The sequence below is a fragment of the Paenibacillus sp. PL2-23 genome, from assembly GCF_040834005.1.
Classification (GTDB): domain Bacteria; phylum Bacillota; class Bacilli; order Paenibacillales; family Paenibacillaceae; genus Pristimantibacillus.
In genome coordinates this window covers 2,079,322-2,092,784 of sequence record NZ_CP162129.1, presented here as the reverse complement: position 1 = coordinate 2,092,784, position 13,463 = coordinate 2,079,322, and the positions used below count along the sequence as shown (strand labels likewise).

General features: G+C 44.4%; 10 protein-coding genes. 2 read left to right on the top strand and 8 right to left on the bottom strand.

Annotated features, from left to right (window positions below):
- Window positions 1-49 precede the first annotated feature (49 nt).
- The 5 genes from AB1S56_RS08730 to AB1S56_RS08710 form a co-directional block, all read right to left on the bottom strand.
- Window positions 50-1,807, bottom strand: coding sequence for a cache domain-containing protein (locus AB1S56_RS08730; RefSeq protein WP_340873527.1), 1,758 nt, complete (start codon window positions 1,805-1,807; stop codon window positions 50-52).
- 285 nt (window positions 1,808-2,092) lie between these two features.
- Window positions 2,093-2,932, bottom strand: coding sequence for an MBL fold metallo-hydrolase (locus tag AB1S56_RS08725; protein WP_340873528.1), 840 nt, complete (start codon window positions 2,930-2,932; stop codon window positions 2,093-2,095).
- Window positions 2,919-3,947 (bottom strand): aldose 1-epimerase, encoded by a 1,029-nt coding sequence (locus tag AB1S56_RS08720; protein ID WP_340873529.1) that lies wholly within the window; start codon window positions 3,945-3,947, stop codon window positions 2,919-2,921. Before AB1S56_RS08720 ends, AB1S56_RS08725 begins: the two co-directional genes overlap by 14 nt.
- A 17-nt stretch (window positions 3,948-3,964) precedes the next feature.
- Complete coding sequence (locus AB1S56_RS08715; protein ID WP_340873530.1) at window positions 3,965-5,716, bottom strand: sugar-binding domain-containing protein; 1,752 nt, start codon at window positions 5,714-5,716, stop codon at window positions 3,965-3,967.
- 128 nt (window positions 5,717-5,844) lie between these two features.
- Complete coding sequence (locus AB1S56_RS08710; protein WP_340873531.1) at window positions 5,845-7,293, bottom strand: sulfatase-like hydrolase/transferase; 1,449 nt, start codon at window positions 7,291-7,293, stop codon at window positions 5,845-5,847.
- Between the two features lie 282 nt (window positions 7,294-7,575).
- On the opposite strand from AB1S56_RS08710, the gene AB1S56_RS08705 reads away from it, so the two are divergent.
- Entirely contained in the window at window positions 7,576-8,406 is an 831-nt protein-coding gene (locus AB1S56_RS08705) for an AraC family transcriptional regulator (RefSeq protein WP_340873532.1), read from the top strand.
- 59 nt (window positions 8,407-8,465) lie between these two features.
- Here AB1S56_RS08705 and AB1S56_RS08700 read toward each other — a convergent pair whose 3' ends face one another.
- Window positions 8,466-9,311, bottom strand: coding sequence for an AraC family transcriptional regulator (locus AB1S56_RS08700; protein ID WP_340873534.1), 846 nt, complete (start codon window positions 9,309-9,311; stop codon window positions 8,466-8,468).
- Window positions 9,312-9,449: 138 nt separating this feature from the next.
- On the opposite strand from AB1S56_RS08700, the gene AB1S56_RS08695 reads away from it, so the two are divergent.
- Window positions 9,450-10,877: a sulfatase-like hydrolase/transferase gene (locus AB1S56_RS08695; RefSeq protein WP_340873535.1), complete on the top strand. Its 1,428-nt coding sequence runs from the start codon at window positions 9,450-9,452 to the stop codon at window positions 10,875-10,877.
- A 107-nt stretch (window positions 10,878-10,984) separates the two neighbouring features.
- On the opposite strand, the gene AB1S56_RS08690 is transcribed toward AB1S56_RS08695, so the two are convergent.
- Both AB1S56_RS08690 and AB1S56_RS08685 read right to left on the bottom strand, forming a co-directional pair.
- Window positions 10,985-11,947, bottom strand: coding sequence for a glycoside hydrolase family 43 protein (locus tag AB1S56_RS08690; protein WP_340873537.1), 963 nt, complete (start codon window positions 11,945-11,947; stop codon window positions 10,985-10,987).
- A gap of 20 nt (window positions 11,948-11,967) precedes the next feature.
- The gene (locus AB1S56_RS08685) at window positions 11,968-13,395 is read right to left on the bottom strand and encodes a family 43 glycosylhydrolase (protein WP_340873541.1); all 1,428 of its coding nucleotides are present in this window, start codon (window positions 13,393-13,395) and stop codon (window positions 11,968-11,970) included.
- Between the last annotated feature and the right edge of the window lie 68 nt (window positions 13,396-13,463).

Sequence of the window (13,463 nt, the reverse complement as noted above, 5' to 3'; positions counted from 1 at the left end):
AGAATGGATTTATTGTCGCACTCTCGGTTCGATGTGTCCAATTAAAAGTCTAGCACCAGGATACACAGCGAGCCATAAATAAGGTCAGGCTGTTCTTTTTGATTTGTTGAGCGATAGAATCAATACATTCTGTTACTTTTACGACATCTCCTTGTCTAATTAGCAGTGGAAGATGATTCAATTGCCTGGTTGGGTACCAATGAACAGTTACCGAATGCTCAGAGATAATTGAAACAAATTTAATGATTCGATTCTTGCCCTGAATAAATCTATAATCTAATGCTGTAGTCGCCTCTAAGTACGACTTACCCATATCATTCAGATTATCATATTGCATACCTATTCCTATAGTGAAGGAAGATACTCTTGTCAACAGCATTTGCTCTCTAAGGTGTTCCAATGAAGTATCAGTATCGAAGTAATCCACGTCAACATTGCATATCCATACCCATTGTGTTTCATCCAATAATATGACCTGATGTCCACTAATACTCTCCTTCGATTCATTAAACCATTTGTTTATTGCTTGTTCAATGCCGAACTTCGAATTACTACTTAAACCTGAATTCGTCTTAACCATTAGAACGAAATAAGAGTTATAGGGAAAATAAATACCTAGTTCCTCCGCTTCTTCAACAGAATTCACATCTTCCAACGGGCTACCTTTCAGCACATTCATTAGATATTGCTGACGAAGGATGGGCTGACTGGACTCGAATTTTTTATTAATGGCCATTCTAGCAACCTCTATCTGAGTAATCGCCTGCGTTACAGAATCAATGCCATGTGCACCAGTGGCTGCCTTCCCCCACTTTGTCTCCACGGAATGAATTAATTTCTTCAGGGGGTTGTAGTTCAAATGCATGACGTAATAGATAACAACTATGCCTAAGACCAGAATTATTAGAAATGCAAGCAGAGCTTTATTTTTAATTTCGTTTACGCTTCTCATCAGGTCAGCCTCAGGAATCATCATCATATAAGTCCATCCGCTTCGTTCTGAAGTAATAGAAGACACATAATAATTGGTTTCCTCTAATGAATAAAGCATGTTTTTTGTACCCGCTAACGTTTTCGTTAATGCATGAAATGCGTTACTCTCTAATACCTTCTCATTTCCAATAGCTGTAATAATACGCCCCTGTTCATCCATAATCACAGCATTTCCTTGATGGTTCTCTATATCGGAAAAAAGAATTTGTCGGAAGGATGTCTCCTTGATTTGGAACATCACTGTCCCATAAGGCGCTAGATCATTCATAGGGACAGGCACTAGATATGTCACATAACGGCTAACACCTGTATTTACCCCCACATCTTCTGCGGGACGAAGCATCGGCTCCCTAAGCTCATTCATATCCTGTATAAAGCTTGCTTCTGGCCAATCTTCATAACGATAGATGTCATTAATGAACCTTGAGAAAGTGTAGCTGCTTTTTTCAGAATATAGATAGGGATGCCCTTTAACATAATAGATCAGATTGTCAATGAATTCATTCGCCACGGTATAATTCATTAATCTACGAGCCATCAAGGCATGATAGAAATTTTGGGTGATATAGTACGGCGTTAATTCTGGAGACTCGCTAATCTGGACAGCTATTCGATTCATCTCTGCGAATTTAACGTCTACTACATCCTTCATCTGGTTCAGCATTTTCTGGTTGTTTGCCAAATCCTTATCCTTGACGGTATCAACCAACTGCCAGTATAGCAAGCTTCCTATCACTAGCAGTGGGAGTAATAAGACAAATACATACGATAACAGGTACTGCCAAAACAAAGATGTGGGTATCCACTTAGCCATTTTAGTACCCCCTTAATTTTGAAAACGCTATCAATTAGTGGAATACCTCCACGAATTTTCTGTAATCTTCAACTCCATCGTCTCATCTTGTAAGCTAGCGGACTATCGAGCTTTCTTTTGGGAATGAGCAATGGCGATCATTTCGCAGAGCGTAAATGATCGCCATTCCTCTCCACTAAAACATTCATGGTTTTTGCCACAAAGAACAAAAAATACAACCTACTGCGATAAGTGGATATTCTGAAGTAGCTTATAGATGAATCCGGCAATGCGTTTAAATTGTCTTTACTTCATATAAATAAACCGTTCTCCCGGAGCCATTATATGAAACTTACGTCCCGGATAGTTCTTCAACCAATAATCCACGAAGAAGGCTGGGTTTTCGTCATTATGAGGAAACATACCGATGTGCATGGGAATGGCAAGATCCGCTCCAATTGCAACTGCCAGGTCTGCAGCCTCCCGATAATTGCAATTACCCACAATGCCAGCCGAGGTTCGTGTAAAATCGCGTCCGTTCATGGGAATCATGGCGATATCCACATTCTCTTCACGGAGCCAATTAATCAGCTCCGGGAAGCCTATTGTATCACCAGCATGATATATTGTCATCCCCCCCACGCGGATGATATAGCCCAGATAGCAGTGATTGCCATGCGCATCCTGCTCGAATTTATCGTGCATGGCAGCCAAGGCCTTAATCTCTGCCCCTCCGGAATAGTACGTTTCCATATGATTCATCCCCACTAATTGTTCTTCGTAGAACCCCCACCCTTTCATTTTGGCTTCGTGCGCTCTTGGGATGATGAATGGAGTTGAAGTGCGAGATTGTAATACTTGAAGGGTACCGATATCCATATGGTCCTCATGATGGTGGGTACATAATACCGCATCTAGTTGTGGTAGCTTATCAGGCTCAATCGGGGGTGGGAATGCACGCACCCAAGGTGTCCCAGCAACATTTTCGATGGAATTAGTGAGATAGAGATCGAGTCCTATGGTATACTTCCCCACTCGAATTAGGAAGCCCGCTTGACCTAATGCCCATAGCGCTGCTGTCTGATCCGGAAGAACAGTATGCTCTATCTCTCGGGCAAGCTCTTTACCTTCTTTACAAACCATCATGACTGGACTCCTTCGCAGGCTTCACGTACATACGGCTGGTTTCCTCCCAAATCTCGCCTGGTTCCAAACCGAACAACCCAATTTGCTCTGCTGGCAGCCGTACATTCGGCGCATTCACCAGGTTCACCTGTGGTTCAGGACAGAAAAAACCTTCCGTTGCAAAGTTGTTCCAGATCATCCATTTCTTGTAGGAGGTTCCTACATCATATACCAATGTTACGCCAAGCTTCTCATCCGTAAGCTCCATTCGGTTCCTGCCCTGTTGTGGTAAGGCCGTGTAGTGGTTATCCATGGCTTGCCAGTAAGGATAGACACCTGTCCCTTGAAGGGCTTTCTCTTCTACCTGCAATGGCTGGAGCTGCCCTGTTGGCAGCATGCGGTCGTTAAGCTCCCACCGCTCACCAATCGTGAGCTTCATCCTATAGTCCCTCGCCGAGCTGGAGTCTACGAACGGTGCATTCACCGATGTATGGAAGGCTAGCAGGCACGGCATCGAACGGCTTCCTAGATTATGAACGGATACACGCTGGCTTAAACCGTTACCGCTTAGTCCATAGCGAAGCTCAATACGAAAGCAGAATGGGAATGAGGCGTAAACCTCATGATTCTCATCGATTGTAATGGAAACCATAACAAAGCTTTCAGAAGGGAGCGCACCGTAATCTTCAAGCTGCCACGGAATATTGTAAACAAACCCATGAAGGTGATTCCCCGTCGCCGGTTCATTCACTGGTAATGTATGAGTGACTCCGTCCCATGGGAATCTCCCGTCTTCGTAGCGGTTCGGCGGAAACAGTATAGGGATACCATGAATTATCGGCCTTGACTTAAAGGACTCCATCTCTTCCTTGCCAGGCTCATGTAGGAATCGATAGCCTTGCTCGATATCACGGAATGCAACGAGATTTCCGCCAATTTCAGGAAGTAATACTGCTTCATACTGTCCATAACGCAAGTAGACGGCTTCTTCACCGTGATACTTACCTAGTTCCACACTTTTAACAATATTCAACATTACCCCTCCTGATTCATTCACTTCTCATCTATAATCTTGCGAATGAGCTCGATTGGCACCTTTGGTGAACGGTCATAGGTCAATAGGCCATTGATCTCCTGTTCTACATCAGTCAGTTGCGTATAGCAGTAACCCTGTACGACGCAAGAGGTGCGCAAAGGATAAACCACTGCACGTAGACGTGCTAAGAAATCTTCATCGCTGCTAGCGCCGGAATATCCCCATCCTTCCCATTCGCTCTTTTTATAAGCAATGCCGCCGAACTCGGTTACAAGAATCGGTTGACCTTCATAATCATAGCCACCAACACTCAACCTTCGATTAGCTGGCATCGCGTTGACTGCTTTTTCAGCATTGCTATATCTCAGTTCCAACACCTCCTGACGCCATTCATAATCATGAATATTAAACAGATCGGTCTTGACCTGTTCCCAACCGTCATTCGATACAACCGGGCGGGTCGGATCTAACGATTTGGTTAAGTAATACATGGACATCGCGTGATGTTGCTGCTGTTTATCGATCTGGATATTCGGAACGCCCCAGCTCTCATTCAACGGTACCCACACTACAATGCTCGGATGGTTGTAATCCCGTTCGATCACTCCTTGCCACTCCTTAGAGAGCTTGCGCACGTATTCCTCAGAATAATCGCAAGCATTTGCCATCTCACCCCATACAAGCAGACCTAACAGATCACACCAATATAGATAACGAGGATCTTCCACCTTTTGATGCTTTCGAGCACCGTTGAAACCCATTTCCTTGGTCAGCTCAACATCGCGTTTAATGGCTTCATCACTAGGTGGTGTCAAGTTCCCATCTGGGAAATAGCCTTGATCAAGTACCATCTTCATATAATACGGACGATTGTTCAGACATAGCTTGCCGTTCTCAATCGAGACCTTCCTCATTCCGAAATAGCTGTCTGTTTGGTCTACAACCGTTCCTCCTGCCCAAACCGTGAACCGAACATCATAAAGATTCGGACGATCCGGTGACCAGAAGCGATCCATCCTATGATCATTAAGTCCAGTGAGTTTAATCGTTCGCCCTTCAACCTGTGAGCGCATGTGAACGATATCTTCCGCCACCAGCTCACCCTTGAAGCTGATTTTAATGCCGAGCTTGACCTCTTGACCCTCCACATTATTCAAGTAAGCGCGAATTTTGATTTCGTTTCGATCGATATCCGGTACATATTTTACTTTCTCCAGGTGAATCGGCGATACAGCCTCCATCCATACAGTCTGCCAGATGCCCGTAGTTCGCGTATACCAGATCCCCATTGACTTCTCTTCCCAGAATTGCTTGCCTCTAGGAAGGTATACATCTCTGCCGAAATCCTCAGCACGGACCACAATAACATTCACACCTTCCTGCAACAGGTTGGTAATGTCGGCTGAGAATGGAGTATGCCCCCCCTCATGATGCACCGCAAGCTGCTCATTCACCCATACCGTAGCTTCATAGTCAACTGCACCGAAGTGCAGAATGGTCTGCTTACCCTTGAAGGAATTAGGAAGTCTCACTTCCTTGCGATACCATACCACATCATGGAAGCTTGGATCTTCTATCCCGCTCAGCTTGGATTCGAAGGTAAACGGAACCTGAATTCGCTTTTCAAAGACACGGTCCGACTTGTACCATTTTTCGGTAAGACCAACCCGTTTGTCATCAAATGTGAATTCCCATTCTCCATTCAGATTTACCCAATCATTTCTGACAAATTGGGGTCTTGGATATTCGGCTCTTGGTGGTATTGTCACTGAGATCACTCCACTTGTTATAATTATGTTTTTTATTTATACATTATAAATTTTCAACCCGCATCATACTGGCGTCTATATCTGCTTATAATCAAACCAAACAACATGGAACCTCTTAGTTGTTGCGATTACCAACGTGCTTCACGCGTTGGCAACGGATCGACAGTCCCTGCCATCCGGTCGCAAAGTCGTTCCAGCAGCTCCAGCTTGATCTCTAAGTATTCAGGATCGTTATAGACGTTGCGAGTTTCATTCGGATCCTGTGCAAGATCGTACAACTCGCACGTCTCGCCCTTGTGGTAACGAACTAGCTTATGTGTCTGTGTCCGAACCATAGTCGCCCACGTGCCATTCGGATCCTCGTAGACGGAACTAGCATTATATGCCTCACAGTATACATCTTCTCGGTGAACGGTATCCTCAGGAATTTGTCCAGAGAGATACGGCCATAGCGACTGCCCTTGCATACCCTCGTAAAGATCAATACCCGCTGCATCCAATAGTGTTGGCGCTAGGTCTGTGAGCTCGACCAGCGTGTTCGTGCGACGACCGCCCTGTATAGTTCCTGGCCAGGAGACGATGAGCGGTACTCTAACGGAGCATTCATAGAAGTGTGAGCCCTTCAAGTAGAAGCCATGATCGCCCAGCGTCTCGCCGTGATCCGACATGAAGATGACGATCGTGTTCTCCAGTTGCCCACTGCGTTCAAGAGCATCTAGCATCCGTCCCACTTGTTCGTCGATCAGATCTACCATTGCCCAGTAAGCTGCTCGAAGCATGCGATGGTCGCGGTCCGTCATTTGAGATGCTGGCAAGTATCCCTTCATCCCGTAAGCGCCGTCACGATCTATTCGTTGATAAACTGGCTTATTCTCGAGCTCTCCATCCACATAATTCGGAAGAGGAATCTCATCCAATCGATCCAAATAGCGATCGATATAATTTTTCGGCGGATCAAACGGGTGGTGAGGATCGAACATATTGCAGATGAAGAACCATGGGTGTGTTGAGCTAGCAGCCGTTTCGAAAAATTGGATAGCCTTTTCTGCACACCAGGTCGTTTGATGATCCTCTGCTGGCATGCCTGTCTGCACATATTTGCAGTCCTCTCGGTTCGGTGTGTGATAAGTCTTGCCCTTTAGCTTCAGCCATTGGATATATTCGTTAGTGGACCACTCCGGCATAGGATGATGTGACCAAAAAAATTGATGGAATCCATCATCGATACGCCGCTCTGAACCCGTTGTTATATCAGGGTGACAGACGGACAGATGCAACTTGCCGGATAAACCGCAGGTGTAGCCTTCGTCTGCTAGCAGTCTCGATATTAACTTCTCATCTCCTGGAATGGATTGTCCATTGGCACGACAACGTGTAGTGCGTGGATAGCGACCAGTCAAAAAACTAGAACGACTCGGTGTGCATACAGGACTCTGGCAGATGGCTTGGTCGAACTGCACTCCTCCCCGCGCCAGACGGTCAATGTTAGGGGTGTGTACCCATTCGTTGCCGTAGCTTCCTAGCGTGTCCCATCTCTGTTGGTCAGTGCAAATCCACAGTATGTTTGGTTTGGTCATATTAGAATCATCCTCTCTAGTATTACTATTATAGATTTGGAGGCACTGAGAATCTCCTTGCACCATGAGGGGCCATTCTTTAAGTTCCACTCCCTCGAATTCTATTCGTAGCAATATCCACGGCTCCTAGTGTCTTCATATCGCTCACACCTCCATTCCCATATTCTCCATGGATGAAATTTCTGCTGATTAGGAGTATACTGCTAATTAAACATCCTTTACATAAGGATTAGTGCACTCAAGATGAGGAAAATCGCAATCTAACAAGATGGAGGAAGATATATGAAGCGCGGAGAGATTTATTCGCTGCCAGCAGTAGACAGCCTGCCGCTGCGGGCAGCCGTATGCGGATTAAACGATTGCGATCCGATCTATTACAATAAACGTGAGTGTTCAAATATTACTGTGCTGGGACATATCCTGAAGGGTCATGGCACTATTAAAGTGGAGTCCGCCTCCCATTCATTAAGCGCCGGCGACACGTTTATTCTCCCCAAATATACTTATCACGAAGTATCAGCCGACCCCGATGCCTCGGATGACAATCGTTGGGTATACATATGGATCAACCTGGAGGATGACTTTGTACTAGAGTTACTACGTGCTTGTGGATTGGAATATGTTTACCGTGTGCATCATGAGGAGATTCTTACATTTTTTGAACAGTTTTTATCGAAGGCAGCAGTCTTCAATTTTCAGGACTCCCCTACAGCAGCAGCCTCTAACTTTGCATCATTAATTTTTCAAATTATTCACACCTTAGGTTTGGCCAATCAACGGGAGAAACAACATGTTTCACCGTTCGCCTCTTCGTTGCAGGAATATATATTGAAGCATTTGGAAACCAGAATCACCATTAACGAGCTTGCACAACACTTCTCTATGTCAGCCAGAAGCTTTAATAATTTGTGCAAGCGAGAGCTTGGGGTCACTCCGTATCAGCTTGTACTGGAAGAGAAGCTAAAGCTTGCGTGCCGTCTCCTTGAACAAACTAATTTGCCAATTCAACAGGTTGCTGATCGCCTTTGCTTTGCTGATATGTACTATTTCTCCAATCTATTCAAACAAAAGACAGGTGTCTCCCCTACTCAATATAGGAAAGCTGCTCATTAGTATTTCATACATTGAATTCAAACATACGTTTTACTCAGCGTTCTCTGAGCTAGTCTTTGTCAGGATTCGCCATGCCCTGGTGACCACTTATACTCTCTCACTCTATTCTTATAAGCTTGCGGTGTCTCTCGCATTATTCTTGTAAACACACGAGAGAAATAATACGCGTCACTGAACCCCAGAAGACATGCCGCCTCTTGATTTAAGCAGTACGGATTCGTTCGAAAGAGGCTCGCTGCAATCTTTACCTTCATGATTATTTGATATTGCTTAACCGACATCTTTGTAACTTCACGGAATGCACGAGTTAATGTGCTTCGGCTAAGACTAACCGCCATTGCCAGTTCTTCGACTGTAAAGTTACGATGTGGACTTTTTTGCATAATCTGTATTGCATGCATAACTGGTCGATTGATTTGATCCTGCTGTTCACTAGTCAAAGCCATCTCCAAAAGAATTTGCTTAACTAGAAGTTCTCCCTTCCATTCATTTAACCTAGAGCCGGATAAATAGCAATGAACTGCTTCATCGAATAACAGACGTAATCGGGAGTTGGGACCGCTTGTGATAAAACGAGGGACATCAATTAGATTAGCTTGAAATTCCGTGTTTCCCTTGGCATACACCTCGTTACTGCTATTTGGCTGAAGTTCGAATGCAATGTGGATTGCACGAAATGCATGATTCGGAATCTTGAATGCATATTTGCCGCCCTTCTCTAGCAGCATGACTTGATCCCGATCAAGTACATGAATTCTTTCACTCAATAACGCCTCTCTGGTTCCCTCTAGGTGGTAAATTAGTGAATAGTGCTGCGGCATCATATAATGGATCTCACTTGCAACGCTTGATTGACGAAGGGATTCCGGCGTTCGACTGTTATAGAAGGCATTGGCTACTTTCAACCTTTGCGATAGCTCCATTGGTATATTCATCAAATTGACCCGATTTTACATCCTTTCGTTAAATACTATATTCATTTGTATACTTACTATATATATAATAAAACCAAAACAAATGTGGAATTATAGGAAGGAGCTTAAATGATGACAAAGCAACGTAAACCAAATATTCTAGTTATCTACACCGACCAGCAGCGTTATGATACATTAGGTGTAAACGGCAACCGCAAAATACGGACGCCTAACCTTGATCGACTAGCTCAGCAGGGCACCGTTTTCAGCAACAGCTTCGTCACAACCCCACTATGTACACCCTCACGGATTGCATTATTCACTGGAAAGTATGCCCACTCAATGCAACGGTTTGACAATTCAAGCATTTTGCCGTCAAATCAGATGAACTTTGCCGTTGAGCTGCGTAACGCTGGCTATCGTACCGGCTTAGCTGGAAAGGACCACTGTTTCGGCAATCAGAAGGATAAAGCATTTGATTTTGTTAAAGAAGCACATCATACGGGCTTCCCCTTTCCGTCTGACGATGTGGAAAAACAAATCTCCAAATACCGTCAGCCTGTGATGCAGATGCCCTTCGCCGATGATCCATTCCCTTTAGAAGAGAACATAACTGGCCGAGTCTTTAGCTATGGCAAGGACTTTATTACAGAATCTACGCAACAAGCAGGAGATGACCACCCCTTCTTCCTATGGCTTTCCATACCGGATCCGCATCCACCTTATATGGTTTGTGAGCCTTATGCCAGTATGTATAACGATGTGGAGATCAATATTCCTGTTTATCCGGATGAAGAAATGTACAATAAGCCCTATAAGCAGCAGCTGGTAAGGGAATGGGATGCCTACGGCCGTGATTACCCAACTCCTGAGAAACTGCGCAAGCTAATCCGAATTTATTGGGGTATGATATCCTACATCGATGACGAGATCGGCAAGCTGATGCAGTTCCTCGAGGAACGAGGACTGGCCGAAGACACTATCGTCGTGTTCACTTCTGACCATGGTGATTATCTTGGGGACCATCGTTACATACGCAAGGGTCCCCATCTGTACGATTCTTTGATTCGAGTCCCATTAATTATCAGAGGTCCAGGCGTAAAGCAGGGGAGGACCAAAGCAATGGTCAACAATATTGATCTGTTTCCAACCTTGATGAAGTTAGCCGGATTAGAACTCCCTGAAGCGTTACATGGTCTAAGCTATGCCGAGCTATTAACAGGGGATAGTAAAGAGCATCGTGACTGCATCTTCATGGAATATGGCATGCCAGGCAAACCGCTGCAGCCAGGATCTCTAACGAATGCCCAATATGAAGCTTTGAAAGCGGACCGACATCACCATTTATGCCCTGAGATTATTCAAGGCTTAACGAAAGGGATCCGTACGGACCGTTGGAAGCTATGTGTGAATCCAGGCGATACCGATGAGCTTTATGACCTTGAAGCAGATCCTGGGGAACTTTACAATCTAGCAAAAGACCCGAACTATGCCGACGTTCGCACAGAACTGCGAAGTCGATTGGTAGATTGGTTAATCGAGACACAATACACCTGATTATAAGAAGTATAAGAGGGCGCACTCTGGTAGACAGACATTCCGAGTGCGCCACAAGTCACAATAGTCGATCTATTGATACAACTCCAATTTCCCGTTGAGGTCTATCAACATTTAGTCAATGAAGGTACTGGCTGCTCCGTTAAGGTCGGACCATGGACCTCGATAGTTCCATCCTCACGGAAACTCAAACGATCCAAACACAATTGTCGATCTCCTCCACCATTTATAGGATCGGTGTGAGTGTGATATACAATAAATAATTCTTGTCCGTCTGGAGATTCAACAACGCAATGATGACCAGGACCTGATATATCCTGATGGTCAGAATATAATACTGGATTATCTGCATACTTTCGAAACGGTCCTAATGGGTGTTCTGACACCGCGTACCCAACCGAGTAATCACGATGAGCATAACAGTTCGCAGAGTACATCAAGTAATACAAGCCATTGTTCACGATTACGAAAGGCCCCTCATTCCAACGACAATCGGCACCCGATTTAAACTCCCATTGTTGGTCTGGCTTCAGTAATATTTGCCCCTCAGTCCTGACCGTAATCATATCCGAATCTAATTCGACGGCATATATGTGACTTTCTTTGCGCCCATTAACCTTATTCTCAGAGCAATCTCGGGAATAATACAGATAACTACGGCCATCTTCTGCCAGCAGAACATGTGCATCAATCGCGGCATAATGAAAATCAAATAACGGTCCATCATACACATCAACAAATGGTCCACATGGATTATCACTAACTGCCACACCGATACGCAAGCTGTCTTTTTCAAGCCATCGAGCGGTATAATACATGTAAAACTTTCCATTTCGTTCAACAACCTCAGGTGCCCAGAATTGCTTATATCCCCATGCTTTTTTATTTTTGCTCTTCTGGTATACAAAACCTTCTTCTGTCCAATTAATGAGGTCATTTGAAGACCATGCTTTGAAGCCTTCATCAATAGCAGATGTCGGATAACAATAGTACCGTCCGTCGGATGCTTTTAGAATAAAAGGATCTCCGATCTTTTGAATTGATAAGGGATTGCTGTAAGTAGCATTCATACTCAATGGCTCCTTATATATTATTGAAGTTTAAATATGTCAATGTGATCAAGTTGGGCATAACCATCACCCTTTGTAAATCTAATTGTGTTTGTACCAGAGGTTAAATAAACTTGGGTAGCAGTGTTAGACCAATTCCCCCAACGAGTAGAGCGCATGATCATAGATTCCGCCGTTCCTCCATTTACAGAGACATTTAGGGTAGCGTCTATGTCAGTTGCGGATCCGCTGTCATACCTGGTTGTCATAGCATACCAGCCCGTGCTAGGTACATTAACGGTAAATTCAACATAACTGTTTGTAAAATCGATACTGCCTACAGCTTTCCCACCGGACGCTCCACTAAGAGATTTCACAACTGGACCGTTCGAGAGTAACGCATTCTCAGCCTGATAACGTTCATGTGTATAATCACCAGAAGGCAGTGAGATAGTGCTATTACGTGATGCTGGAGTTCCTAGATTAGGAGTATTATCTGCATTCCAGCTGAATGGCTTAGCGTGAATAGCTCGCGTCCAGCCAGATCCGCTCCAGCGAGCTGCATGATAAACGATCCAATCCTCAGTTCCATCAGGAGAAGTTGTAAAGCTATGATGCCCAGGTCCGAATATGCCGTTGGAGCTCTGAAAAATTGGCGTGTTCTTCTTTGTCCAGGATGACGCTTGAAGAAGATTACTGCTTGTACTCGCGGTAATAAGAGCGAGGCAATAGTTATTAGTCCAAGAACCACTAGCAGAATATACAATACTTATTTTTCCATTTTTAACGATAACCTGCGGCCCTTCGTTAACTTGTGGAGTAGTATTCGTTTCCCAAGAAAATGTGGGGCTAGCAATTTTCACTCGACTTCCGCTAATGGTAAGAGGATCACTCATTGGTGCGATATATATATGCTGGTTTTTTATAGTGCCTTCCCAGCCGGACCAAATAAAATACAAGCTTCCAGCTTGATTGAGGACAACACCATCAATGGCCCAATCATCGTTATCCGGAGGATTTATTTTACCTTTGAAGGTCCATGTCCCTTGGAATGGATTAGCACTTGTATTTTCTAATGCATACATTCGATGATTCACATTGTTACCATTATCGGCGGCAAAGTACACATACCATTTGTTATTAATGAATTGAATCTCGGGTGCCCATATATTTTTGCTATAGGCTCCTGTTGCCGGTGGCGTCCAGATTACCATTCTATTGCCACTACTAACTGTACCTGAATAGAGACCAGCCAGAGACTTCGATCGCCAAAGCGTCACATTTCCTCCGGTTGTGAAGGTAGAATAATAATAACCATCAGAATGCTTATACACAGATGGATCAGCCCCGTTAGGAGCTATAACGGGATAGAAATTGGATACCGCTGCGTTTACAGTTCCTACACTAACCATACTCATGATTAAGGCTACCATTAAGACCATCTTGAATACGTGCCATCTTTTTAACATACTAATTCCCTCCCATAGATAATTATTGCAAGCGAGTATTCAAGCGCTTACATGCTTCAAGTGTACTT

Bases quoted from the DNA above. Each gene is read 5' to 3' on its own strand.
- AB1S56_RS08730 (WP_340873527.1), bottom strand. From the start codon at position 1,807: ATGGCTAAGTGGATACCCACATCTTTGTTTTGGCAGTACCTGTTATCG.
- AB1S56_RS08710 (WP_340873531.1), bottom strand. From the start codon at position 7,293: ATGACCAAACCAAACATACTGTGGATTTGCACTGACCAACAGAGATGG.
- AB1S56_RS08695 (WP_340873535.1), top strand. From the start codon at position 9,450: ATGATGACAAAGCAACGTAAACCAAATATTCTAGTTATCTACACCGAC.
- AB1S56_RS08690 (WP_340873537.1), bottom strand. From the start codon at position 11,947: ATGAATGCTACTTACAGCAATCCCTTATCAATTCAAAAGATCGGAGAT.
- AB1S56_RS08685 (WP_340873541.1), bottom strand. From the start codon at position 13,395: ATGTTAAAAAGATGGCACGTATTCAAGATGGTCTTAATGGTAGCCTTA.
- AB1S56_RS08720 (WP_340873529.1), bottom strand. From the start codon at position 3,947: ATGTTGAATATTGTTAAAAGTGTGGAACTAGGTAAGTATCACGGTGAA.
- AB1S56_RS08705 (WP_340873532.1), top strand. From the start codon at position 7,576: ATGAAGCGCGGAGAGATTTATTCGCTGCCAGCAGTAGACAGCCTGCCG.
- AB1S56_RS08725 (WP_340873528.1), bottom strand. From the start codon at position 2,932: ATGATGGTTTGTAAAGAAGGTAAAGAGCTTGCCCGAGAGATAGAGCAT.